Genomic DNA, 21021 nt, shown 5'->3' on the forward strand with positions numbered 1-21021 from the left:
GGGCGCCACCGCCGGGGCGCGCACCGCCGGACCGGGAGCGAGCGGCGAAGCCGCCGAGGCCCCCGCGGGTGCCACCGCCGAGCCGACCGCGAAGACCACCGCAACCGCGAAGGCCGCCCCGGCGACCGCCGACCGGCCTGCGCCCGGGCGCAGGCCCGCGGGCAAGCGCAAGGCCACCGGTGCCCTGGTGGGCGACCGGCGCGAGGACACCCGAGAGCGGCCCGCCGCCGCCGCGCGCAAGCCCCGCAAGCCGTCCCGGAACGCCGCCAGGTCCGGGATGAACGCCGCCATCGTGCTGGCCGTCGTCGCCCTGGTCCTGGCCGGTCTGGCGCTGTGGTTCAAGGGCAAGTCCGACTCGCTGACCGCGGGCGCGGACGCCGACAACAGCGCGGTCACCGACGTGCGGGCCACCGAGGAGCTGAAGAACAAGCTCAAGTCCGCCATCGAGCGCACGCTGTCCTACGACTTCGCCAACCTCGACGCCACCGCCAAGGCCGTCCAGGAGACCCTCACCGACCGCGCGGTCTGCGACTACAACGCCCTCTACGGCAAGATCCGCGAGCTGGCCCCGCAGGAGAAGCTCGTCCTGTCGACCAAGGTGCGCGACATCGGCGTGGTGTCGCTGCGCGGGTCCGAGGCCGAGGCGCTGGTCTTCGTCGACCAGACCACCACCCGCGCCGCCGCCGCGGCGGGCGCGGAGGGCCAGACCGTCGCCAGCGGGGCCCAGTTCGCCGTCCGGGCGCGCGCGGACGGGGATGTCTGGAAGATCACTGCCTTCGACATGCTCAACCAGCCGCTGCCCGGCGGGCAGAGCACGGCCAACTGCTGAGCCGTCCGGGTGCGGTGCGTGTTTCCCCAGGTCACGCCGTAATCGGTGAGTGATCGCACACTGCTGCAAAAGTGGTCTGGTTGGCGTGGCACCTTGACTCAGCGACCGCTCGGGGTCAGGCTGTTACCCAGCACGGAACGAGTGGGAGCACCGATTGCACAGCGGGCCTCGACAGTCGCCCATCTAGTGGCTAGACTGCCCCTTTGCGCTGCCCACTTTCCGCACGCCCTTTGCCAAGAGCTAGGATGTTGGGCACCACGGCACCCTTGACAGCCGCGTTGACTGTTGCTAACGCGGCTGCCAACCGCTCATAGTCCTGGAAGGACGCATCTTGGCGATCTCCCGCGCGACCAAGGCCACTGCTGCGACCAACTCCACTGCGTCGAACCCGGGTATTCCGGGCGCCCCTCTTCGTGTCTCCTTCTCGAAGATCCGCGAGCCCCTGGTCACGCCCAACCTGCTGGATCTCCAGATTCAGTCGTTCGAGTGGTTCACCGGCAACGAGGCGTGGTTCCAGCGCCGCGTCGACGCCGGTGAGGAGACCCCCACCGGTGGCCTCGAAGAGGTCCTCAACGAGCTCTCCCCGATCGAGGACTTCTCCGGTTCGATGTCCCTGTCCTTCTCCGACCCGCGCTTCGACGAGGTCAAGGCCTCCGTCGAGGAGTGCAAGGACAAGGACATGACATACGCGGCGCCGCTGTTCGTCACGGCCGAGTTCACCAACAACACCACCGGCGAGATCAAGAGCCAGACGGTGTTCATGGGTGACTTCCCGGTCATGACCGACAAGGGCACCTTCATCATCAACGGCACCGAGCGTGTCGTGGTCTCCCAGCTCGTCCGGTCCCCGGGTGTCTACTTCGACACCAGCATCGACAAGACGACCGACAAGGACGTCTTCTCGGTCAAGGTCATCCCCAGCCGCGGTGCGTGGCTGGAGTTCGACGTCGACAAGCGCGACACCGTCGGGGTGCGCATCGACCGCAAGCGCCGCCAGCCGGTCACCGTGCTGCTCAAGGCGCTGGGCTGGTCGACCGAGGCGATCCGCGAGCGTTTCTCCTTCTCCGAGACGCTCATCGCCACCCTCGACAAGGACCACACCGCCGGGACCGACGAGGCCCTGCTCGACATCTACCGCAAGCTGCGCCCGGGCGAGCCGCCGACCAAGGAGTCGGCGCAGACCCTGCTGGAGAACCTGTTCTTCAAGGACAAGCGCTACGACCTGGCCAAGGTCGGCCGGTACAAGGTCAACAAGAAGCTGGGCCTGTCGCTGCCGACGAAGACCGGCGTGCTGACCGAGGACGACATCGTCACCACGATCGAGTACCTGGTCCGCCTGCACGCAGGTGACACCGAGATGACGGTCGGCCAGGGCGAGAACGCGGTCACCATCCCGGTCGAGGTCGACGACATCGACCACTTCGGCAACCGCCGCCTGCGCACCGTCGGCGAGCTGATCCAGAACCAGATCCGGGTCGGCCTCTCCCGCATGGAGCGCGTGGTCCGCGAGCGGATGACCACCCAGGACGTCGAGGCGATCACGCCGCAGACCCTGATCAACATCCGCCCGGTGGTGGCCGCGATCAAGGAGTTCTTCGGCACCTCGCAGCTCTCGCAGTTCATGCAGCAGACCAACCCGGTCGACGGCCTGACCCACAAGCGCCGCCTGTCGGCGCTGGGCCCGGGTGGCCTCTCCCGGGAGCGCGCGGGCATGGAGGTCCGCGACGTCCACCACAGCCACTACGGCCGCATGTGCCCGATCGAGACCCCCGAGGGCCCGAACATCGGCCTGATCGGCTCGCTGTCGTGCTACGCGCGGGTCAACCCGTTCGGCTTCATCGAGACGCCGTACCGCAAGGTCGTCGAGGGCCAGGTCACCGACCAGATCGACTACCTGACCGCGGACGAGGAGGACCGGCACGTCATCGCGCAGGCCAACGCCTCGCTCGACGAGCAGAACCACTTCGCCGAGGACCGCGTCCTGGTCCGCAAGAAGGGTGGCGACGTCGAGTTCATCGAGCCCTTCGACGTCGACTACATGGACGTCTCGCCCCGGCAGATGGTCTCCGTCGCCACGGCGATGATCCCGTTCCTGGAGCACGACGCCGCGAACCGCGCGCTCATGGGCGCCAACATGCAGCGCCAGGCGGTGCCGCTGCTGCGCAGCGAGTCCCCGCTGGTCGGCACCGGCATGGAGCTGCGCGCCGCGGTCGACGGCGGCGACCTGGTCGTCGCCGGGAAGGCCGGGGTCATCGAGGAGCTGTCCGCGGACTTCATCACGGTGATGGCCGACGACGGCACCCGCCAGACCTACGGGATGCACAAGTTCCGCCGGTCCAACCAGGGCACCTGCATCAACCAGAAGCCGATCGTCTCCGAGGGCGACCGCGTCGAGGCCGGTCAGGTCATCGCCGACGGCCCGTGCACCGAGAACGGCGAGACGGCCCTGGGCAAGAACCTGCTCGTGGCGATCATGCCGTGGGAGGGCCACAACTACGAGGACGCGATCATCCTGTCGCAGCGCCTCGTGCAGGACGACGTGCTCACCTCGATCCACATCGACGAGCACGAGATCGACGCGCGCGACACCAAGCTCGGCGCCGAGGAGATCACCCGGGACATCCCGAACGTCTCCGAGGAGGTCCTGGCCGACCTCGACGAGCGCGGCATCATCCGCATCGGTGCCGAGGTCGGCGCGGGCGACATCCTGGTCGGCAAGGTCACCCCCAAGGGCGAGACCGAGCTGACCCCGGAGGAGCGGCTGCTCCGCGCGATCTTCGGCGAGAAGGCGCGCGAGGTCCGCGACACCTCGCTCAAGGTCCCGCACGGCGAGACCGGCAAGGTCATCGGCATCCGGGTGTTCTCCCGCGAGGATGAGGACGAGCTGCCCCCCGGCGTCAACGAGCTGGTCCGCGTCTACGTGGCCCAGAAGCGCAAGATCCAGGACGGCGACAAGCTCGCGGGCCGCCACGGCAACAAGGGCGTCATCGGCAAGATCCTCCCCGTCGAGGACATGCCCTTCCTGGAGGACGGCACCCCGGTCGACGTCGTGCTGAACACCCACGGTGTCCCGCGACGGATGAACATCGGCCAGATCCTGGAGAGCCACCTCGGGTGGATCGCCAAGCAGGGCTGGAAGGTGGAGGGCGACCCCGAGTGGGCGGCCCTCATGCCGGAGGACCTGCGCGACGTCGCCCCGGGCACGAACACCGCCACCCCGGTGTTCGACGGCGTCCGGGAGAACGAGCTGACCGGCCTGCTCGCCTCGACCCGCCCCAACCGCGACGGCGAGCGGATGGTCAAGGAGGACGGCAAGGCGCGGCTGTTCGACGGCCGCAGCGGCGAGCCGTACCCGTACCCGGTCTCGGTCGGCTACATGTACATCCTCAAGCTGCTGCACCTGGTCGACGACAAGATCCACGCCCGGTCGACCGGCCCGTACTCGATGATCACCCAGCAGCCGCTCGGCGGTAAGGCCCAGTTCGGTGGCCAGCGCTTCGGTGAGATGGAGTGCTGGGCGATGCAGGCCTACGGCGCCGCGTACACCCTGCAGGAGCTGCTCACCATCAAGTCCGACGACGTCCTGGGCCGGGTCAAGGTCTACGAGGCGATCGTCAAGGGCGAGAACATCCCCGAGCCGGGCATCCCGGAGTCGTTCAAGGTGCTCCTCAAGGAGCTCCAGTCGCTGTGCCTGAACGTGGAGGTCCTCTCCAGCGACGGTGCCGCGATCGAGATGCGCGACGGGGACGACGAGGACCTGGAGCGGGCCGCCGCCAACCTGGGCATCAACCTCTCGCGCAACGAGTCGCCGTCGGTGGACGACGTCGTCAACTGATCTAGCCGTCACCGCCGGGGAGGGACCGGAAACCCCTCCCCGGCGGGTCAGGCACTGATCCCCCCATTTACGTGCTGTAACCAAGAAGGGGAGAAGAACAGACGTGCTGGACGTCAACTTCTTCGATGAGCTCCGCATTGGCCTCGCCACCGCCGACGACATCCGCCAGTGGTCCTTCGGCGAGGTGAAGAAGCCGGAAACGATCAACTACCGCACGCTCAAGCCGGAGAAGGACGGGCTCTTCTGCGAGAAGATCTTCGGTCCCACCCGGGACTGGGAGTGCTACTGCGGCAAGTACAAGCGCGTGCGCTTCAAGGGCATCATCTGCGAGCGCTGCGGCGTCGAGGTCACCCGCGCCAAGGTGCGCCGCGAGCGGATGGGCCACATCGAGCTGGCCGCGCCGGTCACCCACATCTGGTACTTCAAGGGTGTCCCGAGCCGCCTTGGCTACCTGCTCGACCTCGCGCCGAAGGATCTCGAGAAGATCATCTACTTCGCCGCGTACGTGATCACCACGGTGAACACCGAGCTGCGCCACAACGACCTGGCGACCCTCGACTCCGAGATGGGCGTCGAGCGCAAGCAGGTCGAGAACAAGCGCGACGCCGACATCGAGGCCCGCGCGCAGAAGCTCGAGGCCGACCTGGCCCAGCTGGAGGCCGAGGGCGCCAAGTCCGACGTCCGCCGCAAGGTCAAGGAGGGCGGCGAGCGGGAGATGCGCCAGCTCCGCGACCGCGCCCAGCGCGAGCTGGACCGGCTCGACGAGATCTGGACGACCTTCACCAAGCTCGACATCAAGCAGCTCATCGCCGACGAGATGCTCTACCGCGAGCTGGTCGACCGCTACGGCGACTACTTCACCGGCTCGATGGGCGCCGAGGCCATCCAGACCCTGGCCCGCGACTTCGACGTCGACGCCGAGGCGGTCAACCTCCGCGACACCATCCGCAACGGCAAGGGGCAGAAGAAGCTCCGCGCGCTCAAGCGGCTCAAGGTCGTCGCGGCGTTCCAGGCGACCCGCAACTCGCCGATGGGCATGGTCCTCGACTGCGTCCCGGTCATCCCGCCGGACCTGCGCCCGATGGTGCAGCTCGACGGTGGCCGCTTCGCCACCTCGGACCTCAACGACCTGTACCGCCGGGTCATCAACCGCAACAACCGCCTCAAGCGGCTGATCGACCTCGGCGCGCCCGAGATCATCGTCAACAACGAGAAGCGGATGCTGCAGGAGGCCGTCGACGCGCTGTTCGACAACGGCCGCCGCGGTCGCCCGGTGACCGGGCCGGGTAACCGCCCGCTCAAGTCGCTGTCCGACCTGCTCAAGGGCAAGCAGGGCCGGTTCCGCCAGAACCTGCTCGGCAAGCGCGTCGACTACTCCGGCCGTTCGGTCATCGTGGTCGGCCCGCAGCTCAAGCTGCACCAGTGCGGCCTGCCCAAGGCGATGGCGCTGGAGCTGTTCAAGCCGTTCGTGATGAAGCGGCTGGTCGACCTCAACCACGCGCAGAACATCAAGTCGGCCAAGCGCATGGTCGAGCGCGCCCGCCCGGCCGTGTGGGACGTGCTGGAAGAGGTCATCACCGAGCACCCGGTGATGCTCAACCGCGCGCCCACCCTGCACCGCCTCGGCATCCAGGCGTTCGAGCCGCAGCTCGTCGAGGGCAAGGCCATCCAGCTGCACCCGCTGGTCTGCGAGGCGTTCAACGCGGACTTCGACGGTGACCAGATGGCGGTCCACCTGCCGCTGTCGGCCGAGGCGCAGGCCGAGGCCCGGATCCTGATGCTGTCGTCGAACAACATCCTGTCCCCGGCGTCGGGTCGCCCCCTGGCGATGCCCCGCCTGGACATGGTGACCGGCATCTACCACCTGACCCGCCCCAAGGAGGGTGGCGTCGGCGAGGGCCTGGCGTTCTCGTCCCCGGCCGAGGCCATCATGGCCTTCGACCGCGGCGTGATCGGTCTGCAGTCCGCGGTGAAGATCCGCATCAGCGACCGCAACCCGGGTCCGGGCATGGCGCCCGAGGACTGGGCACCGGGTCAGCCGTGGCTGGCGAACACCACCCTGGGCCGGGTGCTGTTCAACGAGCTGCTGCCCGCGGACTACCCGTTCATGAACGAGCCGATGCCGAAGAAGCGGCAGGCCGCGATCGTCAACGACCTCGCCGAGCGGTACCCGATGGTCACCGTGGCGCGGACGCTGGACAAGCTCAAGGACGCGGGCTTCTACTGGGCGACCCGCTCGGGTGTCACCATCGCGATCTCGGACGTCATCGTGCCGCCCGCCAAGAAGGGCATCCTCGACGAGTACGAGAAGAAGGCCGACATCGTCGAGAAGCGCTACCAGCGCGGCCAGCTCTCCTCGACCGAGCGGAACAACGAACTGGTCAAGGTGTGGTCGAACGCGACCGAGGACGTCGCCAAGGCCATGGAGGAGAACTTCCCGGACGACAACCCGATCCCGACGATCGTCAAGTCGGGCGCGGCGGGCAACATGACCCAGATCCGGCAGCTCGCGGGCATGAACGGTCTGGTGACCAACCCGCGCGGTGAGTTCATCCCCCGGCCGATCAAGGCGAACTTCCGCGAGGGCCTGTCCGTGGTCGAGTACTTCATCGCCACGCACGGTGCCCGCAAGGGCCTCGCCGACACCGCGCTGCGCACCGCCGACTCGGGTTACCTGACCCGGCGCCTGGTGGACGTGTCGCAGGACGTCATCGTCCGCGAGGTCGACTGCGGCACCACCCGCGGCATCGTCATGCCGCTGGGCGAGGCCGGTCCGGACGGCAGGGTCCTGCGCGACCAGCACGTGGAGACCTCGGTCTACGCGCGCTGTGTGTCCGACGACGTCACCGACGCCGAGGGCAACGTGCTGCTCAACCGCGCCGACGACCTCGGCGACCCGGCGATCGAGAAGCTGATCAGCTCTGGCGTCACCCAGGTCAAGGTGCGCTCGGTGCTGACCTGCGAGGCCGCGGTCGGCGTCTGCGCCACCTGCTACGGCCGCTCGATGGCCACCGGCCAGCTCGTCGACATCGGCGAGGCCGTCGGCATCGTCGCCGCCCAGTCGATCGGTGAGCCCGGCACCCAGCTCACCATGCGCACCTTCCAGCAGGGCGGTGTCGTCAACGACGACATCACCACCGGTCTGCCGCGTGTGCAGGAGCTGTTCGAGGCCCGCGTCCCGAAGGGCAAGGCGCCCATCGCCGACGTCGACGGCCGCGTGCGGATCGAGGACGGCGACCGCTTCTGGAAGATCACCCTCACGCCGGACGACGGCAGCGAGGAGATCATCTTCGAGAAGCTGTCCAAGCGCCAGCGCCTGGCGGCCACCCCGGACGGCCCGCTGACCGACGGCGACCACGTGAAGGTCGGCCAGCAGCTCCTGGAGGGCACCAGGGACCCGCACGAGGTGCTGCGGGTCATGGGTCCCCGCGAGGCCCAACTGCACCTGGTGGACGAGGTCCAGAAGGTGTACCGGGCGCAGGGCGTGTCCATCCACGACAAGCACATCGAGGTCATCGTCCGGCAGATGCTGCGCCGGGTCACGATCCTCGACAGCGGTGCCGCGGAGTTCCTGCCGGGCGCGCTCATCGAGCGGGCCCAGTTCGAGTCCGAGAACCGCCGCGTGGTGGCCTCCGGCGGCGAGCCCGCCTCCGGCCGCCCGGTCCTGATGGGCATCACCAAGGCCTCCCTGGCCACCGACTCCTGGCTCTCGGCCGCCTCCTTCCAGGAGACGACCCGCGTGCTGACCGACGCCGCCATCAACGGCCGCTCGGACAAGCTCGTCGGCCTCAAGGAGAACGTGATCATCGGAAAGCTGATCCCGGCCGGTACCGGCATCAACAAGTACCGCAACATCCAGGTCCAGCCCACCGAGGAGGCCCGAGTGGCCGCCTACGCCATCCCGAGCTACGACGACGGGTACTACACCCCCGACGTCTTCGGCACCGGCACCGGCGCGGCTGTCCCGCTCGACGACTACGACTTCGGCCGCGACTACCGCTGACCGAGTAGCAGTCACCACGGAGAAGGCCCCGGACACCCTTGAGGTGTCCGGGGCCTTCCCTCGTGCCACACCAACCGATCGCCGGACAGGAGCACCAGGAGAATGACCATCCAAGACCAGGCCCAGCAGCTCCTCGCCGTGGCCGAGCAGCTCCCCACCGCCCACGTCCAAGGACTGATCAACGAACTCATGAACGTCCAGGCCCAGGTCGCAGGCATCCTCGGCGACACCAGCAGCGCAAACAGCATCCAGAGCGCCATCGCCCGAACCCAGGGCGCCCTCAACGACATCGGCTCCTCCATGGAGCAGCTCCGCCAGGAGATCCAGAACGCGGCCCAGCACCACATGCGAGGGTGATCCCCGAGGACGCCGACCGCCTGCACGTGCTCGCCCAGCACGTGCCGGTCGCGTCCGCTCTGGCGTTGACGGCTGATCTCGAAGCAATCGGCCACACCGTCGCCGACGTGGTCGGAGACCATCCGCTCCTTCATCGCCTCCGTGCGGCACTCCTCCTCGCCGAAACAGTGATCCAGACACTTGAAGACCTACGCGCGATGCTGGAGGAAACAGCACGACACCACGCCCCGGCAGCCGCAGGCCCAGTCGGACAACCGCCCTTACCTGAACCAAGTGGGACCCCGTCCGCCTCACCGGTACCCCACGCCTCAAGGGCCCAGGTCCCAGCCGCCGAGATCGCCATTCGGGCCGTGCACCAGCGCGTCGGCTCGGCGGTCCCGGGGACCCAGACCGAGGCGCTTGGGTTCGAGGTGATGGCACCACGGAAGATGTCGTCAGCGGCACCAAGACGCGGTGGTACGCCGAGACGGCGAAAGTCTTGACCGAGATCGGTGGTCGGGCACTCGGGCTCGGTCTTTCGACGCACGTCGAGATGCAGTTCGTCGTTCGAATGTCGGTTCACGGCATGATGCGTGAGACTTTGGCACTGGATCGAGCACCGTGTGGTACCGATCCGCCTGTCTTGTTGAACCAGTGTCACCGGCGTTTGCCCAAGGTCATCGGTGCGTTGCTGCCCGAAGGCGCCGCACTGACGGTGGTCAGTCCCGACGGTCAGCGGTGGGAGTATTCGGCTACGGGAAGGCAGAGGTTGTGATCAAGGCGCTGTCGGGGAGTTTCAGGACGTATGGGCCGGATGGGCCCGGCTCCGAGTACGAGGTGCGAGCTGACACCCGTGACGCGGTCGTCGAGTTCGTGGCCCGGCTCGGGGAGCCTGGTGCCGACGATGCCTACCTCATCCATGACGGCAGGGCCTTGCGCCGGGATCTGCTGGAGGACGAAAAGGCTCCTGATCATGCTCTTTTCCTCGCGATTCGGGAGGACTTCGGCTATCTCGGCTATCTCGGTCCGGTCGACGGTCAGCTCGAAGACGAACGGATGTGGCCGGTCGGCGATCCCAGATCGCCTGGTACCCACGGTACGAACAACGTCGACTACCCGGCGGGGAGCGGTCTGCCCGTTGCCGAGGTGGTCAAAGCCTTGGACGAGTTCCGCGTGACGGGGGAGTTGCCGCGCTCGGTGAGCTGGACAATCGGTCGGGCTTGAAATCGGGCAGGCTCGACCGACCCACCCGGGACTTCGGCTTCGGCGGTGGGTAGTGGCTTCGAGGGTGACCATGTCCCAACGGGAGGTGCCCCTGCGGGTACGGCTGCTGCGGGTACGGCTGCTGCGGGTGGCCGTACTGGTGCAGGTGAGGTGGCCTCAGTGGTTGCTGATGACTCATCGTTCCCCCTGTGCCGGACCCTCTTCGGTCCCGCTGGTCGTACCGCCCGGCAGCGTACGTCGGCAAGGGCCGGGTTCACGCGGCTTTGACGCCCGTGGGGGAAGTGCCTGCCGCCCGGACCTCGGTCCCAGAACTGCGGCGAGCAGGGGTGGGGCCCACTCATCCCCTATTCGGTCCGTGATTCGTTGACCGCCGCTTCACCGCCACGTCACGCTTCCGGGTGTCACTCCACCCACCCGGAGGTGCCCCGTGAAGCGACTGGCCAGGCTCCTAGCCGTCGTCCCCCTGATCGCCGCCGCCGTCCTCTCCGTGCTCACCGTCAGCGCCGCCCCGGCCTCGGCGGCGAGTTGCTACGGCTTCGGGCGCACCCTGTCGCAGGGTGCCTCCGGGGAGGACGTGCGCCAACTGCAGATCCGCGTGTCCGGCTACCCGGGCTACGGCGCGGTGCTGGCCATCGACGGCCAGTTCGGCGCGGGCACCAAGGCCGCCGTGACCCGGTTCCAGCAGGCCTACGGGCTCGGCGCCGACGGCGTCGCGGGTCCGGCCACCTTCGCCAAGCTGTCCTCGCTGGAGGACTCCGACTGCACCCCGGTCAACTTCTCCTACGCCGAGCTGAACCGCTGCAACTCGACCTGGTCCGGCGGGGCGGTCTCCGCCGCGACGGCGAAGGCCAACGCCCTCGTCACGATGTGGAAGCTCCAGGCGATGCGGCACGCCCTGGGCGACCGGGCGATCACCGTCAACGGCGGCTTCCGCAGCTACGCCTGCAACAGCGCCGTCGGGGGAGCGGCGGGCAGCAGGCACCTCTACGGCGACGCGGCGGACCTCGGCGCCGGGAGCATCGGGTTCTGCAAGCTGGCGCAGCAGGCGCGCAACCACGGGTTCAGCGAGATCCTCGGCCCCGGCTACCCCGACCACAACGACCACACCCACCTGGCGAACCGGTCCGGTCGGTTCTGGTCCGCGCCGAGCTGCGGTATCTGACAACGGTTCCACCGCGCGCCCGCGTTCCCTGTGGACGGTCGGGCGCAACCGGGTTCGAACACCTGCTCGATGGGCGCCGCCGGGAATATCCCGGCGGCGCCCTGTGTTGAACGCCACAGGTTTCGTCCCTGTACGGTGCACGCCCCGGGGTCGCCGCGGGGTGTAGTGCACCCCGTTTTGACCCCGCGTCCACGGTCGGGGTATCTTTGCTACTCGTGCCCGACCCATGTCGGGTCGGTCCGTGTGCCTGTGCCGCGCGGTCGGTGATCTGCCGGTGTCAACCACACCGTCGGGGATCGGACTCCTGCCAGTCACGCCGGAGTTCCTCCCGAACCCCGCAGGGATGGTGTGATACCCCGCGGACGCTTCGGGGCCGGGCGACACGCCCGACCTCGGGGGGCGGGCGGAGCAGCAGGAACCGCAAGTACACAGTGCCTTCGGCGCCCGGCAGGGGTGCCGAGAGTGAACAGAGAAAGCCGGTCTATGCCCACGATCCAGCAGCTGGTCCGCAAGGGCCGCCAGGACAAGGTCGCCAAGCAGAAGACTGCGGCTCTCAAGGGGAGCCCGCAGCGGCGTGGCGTGTGCACCCGCGTGTACACCACCACCCCGAAGAAGCCGAACTCCGCGCTCCGCAAGGTCGCTCGCGTGAAGCTGACCAGCGGCATCGAGGTCACGGCGTACATCCCCGGTGAGGGTCACAACCTGCAGGAGCACTCCATGGTGCTCGTCCGCGGTGGCCGTGTGAAGGACCTCCCGGGCGTGCGCTACAAGATCATCCGGGGTTCGCTGGACACGCAGGGCGTGAAGAACCGCAAGCAGGCGCGCAGCCACTACGGCGCGAAGAAGGAGAAGAGCTGACATGCCCCGCAAGGGACCGGCCCCTAAGCGGCCGCTTATCTCCGACCCGGTGTACGCCTCGCCGTTGGTCACCCAGCTCATCAACAAGGTCCTCAAGGACGGCAAGCGCTCGGTCGCCGAGCGCATCGTCTACGGGGCCATGGAAGGTGCCCGGGAGAAGACCGGCACCGACCCCGTGGTGACGCTCAAGCGCGCGCTGGACAACGTGAAGCCCACCATCGAGGTGAAGTCCCGCCGCGTCGGTGGCGCCACCTACCAGGTGCCGATCGAGGTCAAGCCGGGTCGCTCGACCACCCTCGCGCTGCGCTGGCTGGTGTCGTTCTCCCAGGCCCGCCGCGAGAAGACCATGATCGAGCGCCTGCAGAACGAACTGCTCGACGCCTCGAACGGCCTTGGCGCCAGCGTCAAGCGCCGCGAGGACACGCACAAGATGGCCGAGTCCAACAAGGCCTTCGCCCACTACCGCTGGTGAGAACCGGCCTCGGCCACCCGGTCGGGGCCCCAGCGGCGCCGTAGCTCTGCATCAAGGACAGGGGAACACACCCGTGGCACTCGACGTGCTGACCGACCTGGCCAAGGTCCGCAACATCGGGATCATGGCCCACATCGACGCGGGCAAGACCACGACGACCGAGCGGATCCTCTTCTACACGGGGATCAGCTACAAGATCGGCGAGGTGCACGACGGCGCCGCGGTCATGGACTGGATGGAGCAGGAGCAGGAGCGGGGCATCACGATCACCTCGGCTGCCACCACCTGCTTCTGGAAGAACCACCAGATCAACATCATCGACACCCCCGGGCACGTCGACTTCACCGTCGAGGTGGAGCGCTCGCTGCGCGTGCTGGACGGCGCCGTCGCGGTCTTCGACGGCAAGGAGGGTGTCGAGCCCCAGTCCGAGCAGGTCTGGCGCCAGGCCACCAAGTACGACGTCCCGCGCATCTGCTTCGTCAACAAGATGGACAAGCTGGGCGCGGACTTCTACTTCACCGTGCGCACCATCTCCGAGCGCCTCGGCGCCAAGCCGCTGCCGATCCAGCTGCCGATCGGCTCCGAGAGCGACTTCATCGGGGTCGTCGACCTGGTCGAGATGCGCGCCCTCACCTGGCGCGGCGAGGTCCAGAAGGGCGAGGACTACGCCGTCGAGGAGATCCCCGCGGACTTGGCCGACAAGGCCGCCGAGTACCGCGAGGCGCTCATCGAGGCCGTGGCCGAGACCGACGACGCGCTGATGGAGAAGTACCTCGGTGGCGAGGAACTGACCGTCGAGGAGATCAAGACCGGTATCCGCGCGATCGTCACCGGCAGGCTCGCCTACCCGGTGCTGTGCGGCTCGGCGTTCAAGAACAAGGGCGTGCAGCCCATGCTCGACGCCGTGATCGACTACCTGCCCGCGCCGCTGGACGTCCCGCCGGTCGAGGGCACGCTGCTCGACGGCGAGACCAAGGCGACCCGCGCGCCGAACACCGAGGAGCCGTTCTCGGCCCTGGCGTTCAAGATCGCCGTGCACCCGTTCTTCGGCAAGCTGACCTACGTCCGGGTGTACTCGGGCAAGCTCGCCTCCGGTTCGCAGGTCATCAACTCGACCAAGGACCGCAAGGAGCGCATCGGGAAGCTGTTCCAGATGCACGCCAACAAGGAGAACCCGGTCGACACCGCCAGCGCCGGTCACATCTACGCCGTGATCGGGCTGAAGGACACCACGACCGGTGACACCCTGTGCGACCCGGCGAACCCGATCGTGCTCGAGTCGATGACCTTCCCGGACCCCGTGATCCAGGTGGCCATCGAGCCGAAGACGAAGGCGGACCAGGAGAAGCTGGGCACCGCGATCCAGAAGCTGGCCGAGGAGGACCCCACCTTCAAGGTCAACCTGGACCAGGAGACCGGCCAGACGATCATCGCGGGCATGGGCGAGCTGCACCTCGACATCCTCGTCGACCGCATGCGGCGCGAGTTCAAGGTCGAGGCCAACATCGGCAAGCCGCAGGTGGCCTACCGCGAGACCATCCGCAAGACGGTCGAGAAGCTGGACTACACCCACAAGAAGCAGACCGGTGGATCGGGCCAGTTCGCGAAGGTCGTCATCAAGCTGGAGCCGCTGGCCACCACGGACGGCGCGCTCTACGAGTTCGACAACAAGGTCACCGGTGGCCGCGTGCCCAGGGAGTACATCCCCTCGGTCGACGCCGGTGCGCAGGACGCCATGCAGTACGGCGTGCTGGCGGGCTACCCGCTGGTGGGCCTGAAGCTGACCCTGCTCGACGGTGCGTACCACGAGGTCGACTCGTCCGAGATGGCGTTCAAGGTCGCGGGTTCCATGGCGATGAAGGAAGCCGCCCGCAAGGCGGGTCCGGTCATCCTGGAGCCCCTGATGGCCGTCGAGGTCACCACGCCCGAGGACTACATGGGCGAGGTCATCGGCGACCTCAACTCCCGCCGCGGCCAGATCCAGGCCATGGAGGAGCGCAGCGGTGCCCGGATCGTGAAGGCCCTGGTCCCGCTGTCGGAGATGTTCGGGTACGTGGGCGACCTGCGGTCGAAGACCCAGGGCCGCGCCAACTACTCGATGGTGTTCGACTCCTACGCCGAGGTTCCCGCGAGCGTGGCGAGGGAGATCATCGCCAAGGCCACCGGCGAGTGAGCGTGCGCTCACTCCCCCGAGTTTGCGGGGTTGCTCCCCGGAGCACCGCACTTTAGTGCGGTTCTCCGGGGGGTCACCCCCGGTCCGCACAGACCCTAATGAGCCGCTTCCGAGGCCGGCCGGATAACGTCCGTCCCCGCAGCGGAAGAAAGCAAATCCAGTCCAGGAGGACAGTCCAGTGGCGAAGGCCAAGTTCGAGCGGACCAAGCCGCACGTCAACATCGGCACCATTGGTCACATCGACCATGGCAAGACCACGCTGACCGCGGCCATCTCGAAGGTCCTGCACGACAAGTACCCCGACCTGAACCCCTTCACGCCGTTCGACGAGATCGACAAGGCGCCGGAGGAGAAGCAGCGCGGTATCACCATCTCGATCGCGCACATCGAGTACCAGACCGAGAACCGCCACTACGCGCACGTCGACTGCCCCGGGCACGCCGACTACGTGAAGAACATGATCACCGGTGCGGCCCAGATGGACGGCGCCATCCTGGTCGTGGCGGCCACCGACGGCCCGATGCCGCAGACCCGCGAGCACGTGCTGCTGGCCCGCCAGGTCGGCGTCCCCTACATCGTGGTGGCCCTGAACAAGGCCGACATGGTGGACGACGAGGAGATCCTGGAGCTCGTCGAGCTCGAGGTGCGCGAGCTGCTGTCCGCGCAGGACTTCCCCGGCGACGACCTCCCGGTCGTGCGCGTCTCGGCGCTCAAGGCCCTTGAGGGCGACGCCGAGTGGGGCGCCCGCCTCATCGAGCTGATGGACGCGGTGGACGAGAACATCCCCCAGCCCGAGCGCGAGACGGACAAGCCGTTCCTCATGCCGGTCGAGGATGTCTTCACCATCACCGGTCGCGGCACCGTGGCCACCGGCCGCATCGAGCGCGGCATCGTCAACGTCAACGAGGAAGTCGAGATCGTCGGCATCCGCGAGAAGGCGCAGAAGACCACCGTCACCGGTGTCGAGATGTTCCGCAAGCTGCTCGACCAGGGCCAGGCGGGCGACAACGTCGGCCTCCTGCTCCGCGGCATCAAGCGCGAGGACATCGAGCGCGGCCAGGTCATCGTGAAGCCGGGCACCACCACCCCGCACACCGAGTTCGAGGCCCAGGTCGTCATCCTGAGCAAGGACGAGGGCGGTCGGCACACCCCGTTCTTCAACAACTACCGTCCGCAGTTCTACTTCCGGACGACCGACGTGACCGGCGTGGTGACCCTCCCCGAGGGCACCGAGATGGTCATGCCGGGTGACTCCACCAGCATGTCGGTGAACCTCATCCAGCCCATCGCGATGGACGAGGGTCTCCGCTTCGCCATCCGCGAGGGTGGCCGCACCGTCGGTGCGGGCCGGGTCACCAAGATCAACAAGTAGTGCTCCCCCGGGGGGTCGAAGGCGACTTCGACCCCCCGGTTTTGGTTGCCGCACCGCGGTGTGGCATCCTTGATGGGTTGCTCGTTGCGGGGGCGGCCGGGTGCTAGTACCGGCCGCCCCGCGCGAGAAGTCGGGATCCTGGTCCTCAAGCACAGGGTTCCGCCGATAGACACGATGCACGGTTAGCCCGAGGAAGCGAAGTTCGTCCAAGGGACCGGTGTGCGAAGTGGGCGCGACACGCCCGACCTCGTGGACCGGGAGCCGGTGGATCCACACACTGTGAACAGGGAAGCGGCGCGGCACCGGTCCTCCACGGACCGCCGGGATCGCAACGAGAAGAGGAACGGCAAGCCACCATGGCGGGACAGAAGATCCGCATTCGGCTCAAGGCCTACGACCACGAGGCGATCGACGCGTCCGCGCGCAAGATCGTGGAGACGGTGACGCGCACCGGCGCCCGGGTCGTGGGGCCAGTGCCGCTGCCCACTGAGAAGAACGTGTACTGCGTCATCCGCTCGCCGCACAAGTACAAGGACTCGCGCGAGCACTTCGAGATGCGGACGCACAAGCGTCTGATCGACATCCTCGACCCGACGCCGAAGACGGTCGACGCGCTGATGCGCATCGACCTCCCGGCCAGCGTCGACGTCAACATCCAGTAAGCGCGCGGCGGAGAGTAAAGAGCCATGTCTGACAGGCAGATGAAGGGAATCCTGGGCACCAAGCTCGGGATGACCCAGGTCTTCGACGAGAACAACCGGATCGTCCCGGTGACCGTCGTCAAGGCGGGTCCGAACGTTGTCACCCAGGTTCGCAGCCAGGAGTCCGACGGTTACGTCGCGGTCCAGCTCGCCTTCGGTGCCATCGACCCGCGCAAGGTCAACAAGCCGGAGTCCGGCCACTTCGCCAAGGCGGGCGTGACCCCGCGCCGCGTCCTCGCGGAGCTGCGCACCAGCGACGCCGGTGGCTACGAGGTCGGCCAGGAGATCACCGCCGAGGTGTTCGAGGCGGGCCAGGTCATCGACGCCACCGGGACCACCAAGGGCAAGGGCACCGCCGGTGTCATGAAGCGCCACGGCTTCAAGGGCCTCAGCGCTTCGCACGGCACCCAGCGCAAGCACCGCTCGCCGGGTTCCATCGGCGGCTGCGCCACCCCCGGCCGGGTCTTCAAGGGCCTGCGCATGGCCGGTCGCATGGGCCACGTGAAGGTGACCACGCAGAACCTCAAGGTCCACCGGGTCGACGCCGAGTCCGGCCTGATCCTGCTCAAGGGCGCCGTTCCCGGCCCCAAGGGCGGCCTGGTGTTCCTCCGCACGGCCGCGAAGGGCGGTGCCTGATGACCAGCGTTGACATCAAGACCCCCGCGGGCACGACCGACGGCACGGCCGAGCTGCCCGACGAGATCTTCGACGTGCAGGCCAACGTGCCGCTGATGCACCAGGTCGTCGTCGCGCAGATGGCCGCCGCCCGGCAGGGCACGCACTCCACCAAGACCCGGGGCGAGGTGTCCGGCGGTGGTCGCAAGCCCTACCGCCAGAAGGGCACCGGCCGCGCCCGGCAGGGCTCGACCCGCGCGCCGCAGTTCGTCGGCGGTGGCGTCGTGCACGGTCCCCAGCCGCGCGACTACGTGCAGCGGACCCCCAAGAAGATGAAGGCCGCCGCGCTGCGCGGTGCGCTCTCCGACCGGGCCCGCGCGGGCCAGGTGCACGTCGTGTCCGGCCTGGTCGAGGGGGACACCCCGTCGACCAAGACCGCGCGCACGCTGCTGGCGTCGGTCTCCGACGCCAAGCGCCTGCTCGTCGTGCTCACCCGCTCCGAGGACGTCGCCTGGGTGTCGGTGCGCAACCTGCCCAACGTGCACGTGATCGCGCCGGACCAGTTGAACACCTACGACGTCCTCGTCAACGACGACGTCGTGTTCACCAAGGCCGCGCTCGACGCCTTCCTCACCCGCCCCAGCCAGGGCGGCGCCAGGGCGAAGGCCACGTCGGCCGAGGCCGAGCAGTCCGAGGAGGACAAGTGATCCCCGACCACCGAGACATCCTTCTCGCGCCGGTGATCTCCGAGAAGTCCTACGGGCTGCTCGAGGAGAACAAGTACACCTTCCTGGTGTCCCCGGACGCCAACAAGACCCAGATCAAGATCGCGGTCGAGAAGGTGTTCGGCGTCAAGGTGGTGAGCGTGAACACGCTCAACCGCAACGGCAAGCGCAAGCGCACCCGCACCGGGTACGGCAAGCGCAAGGACACCAAGCGAGCGATCGTCACGCTGTCCGCCGAGAGCAAGCCGATCGAGATCTTCGGCGGCCCGGCCGCGTAAGGGACTGAGAACACATGGGAATCCGCAAGTACAAGCCGACGACCCCGGGTCGTCGCGGCTCCAGTGTCTCGGACTTCGCCGAGATCACGCGGTCGACGCCGGAGAAGTCGCTGATCCGCCCCCTGCACGGCACGGGCGGTCGCAACGCGCACGGCAGGATCACCACCCGGCACAAGGGTGGCGGCCACAAGCGCGCGTACCGACTGATCGACTTCCGGCGCAACGACAAGGACGGCGTGCCCGCCAAGGTCGCGCACATCGAGTACGACCCGAACCGCACGGCGCGCATCGCGCTCCTGCACTACGCGGACGGCGAGAAGCGCTACATCATCGCGCCGAACAAGCTCAAGCAGGGCGACCCGATCGAGAACGGCCCCCGCGCCGACATCAAGCCGGGCAACAACCTGCCGATGCGCAACATCCCCGTCGGCACCGTGATCCACGCGATCGAACTCCGCCCCGGTGGCGGTGCGAAGATCGCCCGGTCCGCCGGTGCGAGCGTGCAGCTCGTGGCCAAGGACGGCCCGTACGCGCAACTGCGCATGCCGTCCGGTGAGATCCGCAACGTCGACGTGCGCTGCCGCGCCACCGTCGGCGAGGTGGGCAACGCCGAGCACGCCAACATCAACTGGGGCAAGGCCGGGCGCATGCGCTGGAAGGGCAAGCGCCCGACCGTCCGCGGTGTCGCGATGAACCCGGTCGACCACCCGCACGGTGGTGGTGAGGGCAAGACCTCCGGTGGTCGCCACCCGGTGAACCCGGCCGGTAAGCCCGAGGGCCGCACCCGTCGCCGCAAGCCCAGCGACAAGCTGATCGTCCGCCGCCGGCGTACCGGCAAGAAGCGCTGAGCAGGGAGGTAGAAGCAATGCCACGCAGCCTGAAGAAGGGCCCGTTCGTGGACGACCACCTGCTCAAGAAGGTGGACGCTCTCAACGAGTCGGGCAAGAAGACCGTCATCAAGACCTGGTCCCGCCGGTCCACGATCATCCCGGACATGCTGGGCCACACCATCGCGGTGCACGACGGCCGCAAGCACGTCCCGGTGTTCGTCTCCGAGGCCATGGTGGGTCACAAGCTGGGCGAGTTCGCCCCGACCCGCACGTTCAAGGGCCACATCAAGGACGACCGCAAGGCCCGCCGCCGCTAGTCGGCACGAACTCACAGAGCAGAGAAAGAGCTAAGGGGAAGCAGCGATGAACGCCCGCAACGCAGCTACGGCGCAGGAGGAATACCCCAGCGCCGTCGCTCGGGCTCGCTACGTCCGCGACACGCCGATGAAGGTGCGTCGCGTCGTTGAGCTCATCAGGGGTCGTAGCGCCAGCGAGGCCCTGGCAGTGCTCCGGTTCGCGCCGTTTGCGGCAAGTGAGCCGGTCGCGAAGGTGCTCGCCAGTGCCATTGCCAACGCAGAGAACAACCTCAGCCTCGACCCGGACACCCTCTGGATCAAGACGGTGTTCGTCGACGAGGGCCCGACGCTGAAGCGTTTCCGGCCGCGTGCGCAGGGTCGCGCGTACCGCATCCGCAAGCGCACGAGCCACATCACGGTCGAGGTCGAGTCCCGGCCGAAGCCTGCGGCCAAGGCCGCGAAGAAGGGTGGTGCCCGCTAATGGGGCAGAAGATCAACCCACACGGCTTCCGGCTCGGGATCACCACCGACTGGCGGTCCCGCTGGTACGCCGACAAGCAGTACGCCGAGTACGTGGCGGAGGACGTCAAGATCCGCCGCCTGCTGTCCAAGGGCATGGAGCGCGCCGGTATCTCCCGCGTGGAGATCGAGCGCACCCGTGACCGCGTGCGGGTGGACATCCACACCGCCCGCCCGGGCATCGTCATCGGCCGCCGCGGCGCCGAGGCCGACCGCATCCGCGGCGAGCTGGAGAAGCTCACCAAGAAGCAGGTGCAGCTCAACATCCTCGAGGTCAAGAACCCCGAGGCTGACGCCCAGCTCGTCGCCCAGGTGACCGCCGAGCAGCTCTCCAACCGCGTGTCCTTCCGGCGCGCGATGCGCAAGGCCATCCAGTCGGCCATGCGTTCGCCGCAGGTCAAGGGCATCCGGGTGCAGTGCGGTGGCCGCCTCGGCGGTGCCGAGATGTCGCGCTCGGAGCACTACCGCGAGGGTCGCGTCCCGCTGCACACGCTGCGCGCGGACATCGACTACGGCTTCTTCGAGGCCCGCACCACCTTCGGCCGCATCGGCGTGAAGGTGTGGATCTACAAGGGCGAGGTCGTCGGCGGTCGCCGCGAGGCCGACAACAACCCCCGCTCGGCCGCGCCGGACAACCGCCGCGAGCCGCGCCGCGAGCGCCCGAACCGCGCTCGCCGTTCCGGTGCCTCGGGCACCACCGCCACCAGCACCGAGGCGGGCCGCGCGGCCGCCGAGGCGCAGACGAAGGTCGACGCCCCCGCGGCGGAGACCGCTTCCAACGGGGAGGGCTGAC

The 21021-nt window shown here is 68.2% G+C and carries 18 protein-coding genes and 1 pseudogene; all 19 read left to right on the plus strand.

The genetic code is table 11. The features are described from left to right. Nucleotides 1–829: hypothetical protein (locus L6E12_RS10365; RefSeq protein ID WP_236227688.1), on the plus strand; the 829-nt coding region annotated here is incomplete at its 5' end. Between the two features lie 331 nt (nucleotides 830–1160). Next, complete coding sequence (gene rpoB / locus L6E12_RS10370; RefSeq protein WP_236227689.1) at nucleotides 1161–4664, plus strand: DNA-directed RNA polymerase subunit beta; 3504 nt, start codon at nucleotides 1161–1163, stop codon at nucleotides 4662–4664. 103 nt (nucleotides 4665–4767) lie between these two features. Further along, nucleotides 4768–8667 (plus strand): DNA-directed RNA polymerase subunit beta', encoded by a 3900-nt coding sequence (locus L6E12_RS10375; protein WP_236227690.1) that lies wholly within the window; start codon nucleotides 4768–4770, stop codon nucleotides 8665–8667. 102 nt (nucleotides 8668–8769) lie between these two features. Then, nucleotides 8770–9024, plus strand: a complete 255-nt coding sequence (locus tag L6E12_RS10380) for a hypothetical protein (RefSeq protein ID WP_236227691.1) — start codon at nucleotides 8770–8772, stop codon at nucleotides 9022–9024. Nucleotides 9025–9397: 373 nt separating this feature from the next. Beyond that, nucleotides 9398–9778: pseudogene (locus tag L6E12_RS35680) on the plus strand (DddA-like double-stranded DNA deaminase toxin); the annotation flags it as partial. Further along, nucleotides 9775–10227 (plus strand): Imm1 family immunity protein, encoded by a 453-nt coding sequence (locus tag L6E12_RS10385; protein ID WP_236227692.1) that lies wholly within the window; start codon nucleotides 9775–9777, stop codon nucleotides 10225–10227. The pseudogene L6E12_RS35680 and the gene L6E12_RS10385, both read left to right, overlap by 4 nt. 463 nt (nucleotides 10228–10690) lie before the next feature. Beyond that, complete coding sequence (locus tag L6E12_RS10390) at nucleotides 10691–11389, plus strand: D-Ala-D-Ala carboxypeptidase family metallohydrolase (protein WP_236227705.1); 699 nt, start codon at nucleotides 10691–10693, stop codon at nucleotides 11387–11389. A gap of 483 nt (nucleotides 11390–11872) precedes the next feature. Then, the gene (rpsL, locus tag L6E12_RS10395) at nucleotides 11873–12247 is read left to right on the plus strand and encodes a 30S ribosomal protein S12 (RefSeq protein WP_018682837.1); all 375 of its coding nucleotides are present in this window, start codon (nucleotides 11873–11875) and stop codon (nucleotides 12245–12247) included. A 1-nt stretch (nucleotide 12248) separates the two neighbouring features. Then, nucleotides 12249–12719: a 30S ribosomal protein S7 gene (gene rpsG / locus L6E12_RS10400; protein ID WP_035279513.1), complete on the plus strand. Its 471-nt coding sequence runs from the start codon at nucleotides 12249–12251 to the stop codon at nucleotides 12717–12719. A 73-nt stretch (nucleotides 12720–12792) separates the two neighbouring features. Beyond that, complete coding sequence (fusA, locus tag L6E12_RS10405; RefSeq protein ID WP_035279515.1) at nucleotides 12793–14892, plus strand: elongation factor G; 2100 nt, start codon at nucleotides 12793–12795, stop codon at nucleotides 14890–14892. Between the two features lie 178 nt (nucleotides 14893–15070). Continuing rightward, complete coding sequence (tuf, locus tag L6E12_RS10410) at nucleotides 15071–16264, plus strand: elongation factor Tu (RefSeq protein ID WP_035279517.1); 1194 nt, start codon at nucleotides 15071–15073, stop codon at nucleotides 16262–16264. 356 nt (nucleotides 16265–16620) lie between these two features. Continuing rightward, entirely contained in the window at nucleotides 16621–16926 is a 306-nt protein-coding gene (gene rpsJ / locus L6E12_RS10415) for a 30S ribosomal protein S10 (RefSeq protein ID WP_003938093.1), read from the plus strand. 24 nt (nucleotides 16927–16950) lie between these two features. Further along, nucleotides 16951–17601, plus strand: a complete 651-nt coding sequence (gene rplC, locus L6E12_RS10420) for a 50S ribosomal protein L3 (protein ID WP_035279518.1) — start codon at nucleotides 16951–16953, stop codon at nucleotides 17599–17601. Next, the gene (rplD, locus tag L6E12_RS10425; RefSeq protein ID WP_035279519.1) at nucleotides 17601–18287 is read left to right on the plus strand and encodes a 50S ribosomal protein L4; all 687 of its coding nucleotides are present in this window, start codon (nucleotides 17601–17603) and stop codon (nucleotides 18285–18287) included. Before rplC ends, rplD begins: the two co-directional genes overlap by 1 nt. After that, entirely contained in the window at nucleotides 18284–18583 is a 300-nt protein-coding gene (gene rplW, locus L6E12_RS10430) for a 50S ribosomal protein L23 (RefSeq protein ID WP_035279520.1), read from the plus strand. Before rplD ends, rplW begins: the two co-directional genes overlap by 4 nt. A 14-nt stretch (nucleotides 18584–18597) precedes the next feature. Continuing rightward, the gene (gene rplB, locus L6E12_RS10435; protein ID WP_035279522.1) at nucleotides 18598–19431 is read left to right on the plus strand and encodes a 50S ribosomal protein L2; all 834 of its coding nucleotides are present in this window, start codon (nucleotides 18598–18600) and stop codon (nucleotides 19429–19431) included. A gap of 17 nt (nucleotides 19432–19448) precedes the next feature. Then, nucleotides 19449–19730 (plus strand): 30S ribosomal protein S19, encoded by a 282-nt coding sequence (gene rpsS, locus L6E12_RS10440; protein ID WP_018682829.1) that lies wholly within the window; start codon nucleotides 19449–19451, stop codon nucleotides 19728–19730. Between the two features lie 46 nt (nucleotides 19731–19776). Then, nucleotides 19777–20190 (plus strand): 50S ribosomal protein L22, encoded by a 414-nt coding sequence (rplV, locus tag L6E12_RS10445; protein ID WP_035279524.1) that lies wholly within the window; start codon nucleotides 19777–19779, stop codon nucleotides 20188–20190. Then, a complete protein-coding gene (gene rpsC / locus L6E12_RS10450; RefSeq protein ID WP_236227693.1) occupies nucleotides 20190–21020 on the plus strand; it encodes a 30S ribosomal protein S3 in 831 nt (276 codons plus the stop codon). Before rplV ends, rpsC begins: the two co-directional genes overlap by 1 nt. The last annotated feature ends 1 nt before the right edge of the window (nucleotide 21021 follow it).

The sequence above is a fragment of the Actinokineospora sp. PR83 genome, assembly GCF_021056305.1.
GTDB lineage: Bacteria > Actinomycetota > Actinomycetes > Mycobacteriales > Pseudonocardiaceae > Actinokineospora > Actinokineospora spheciospongiae.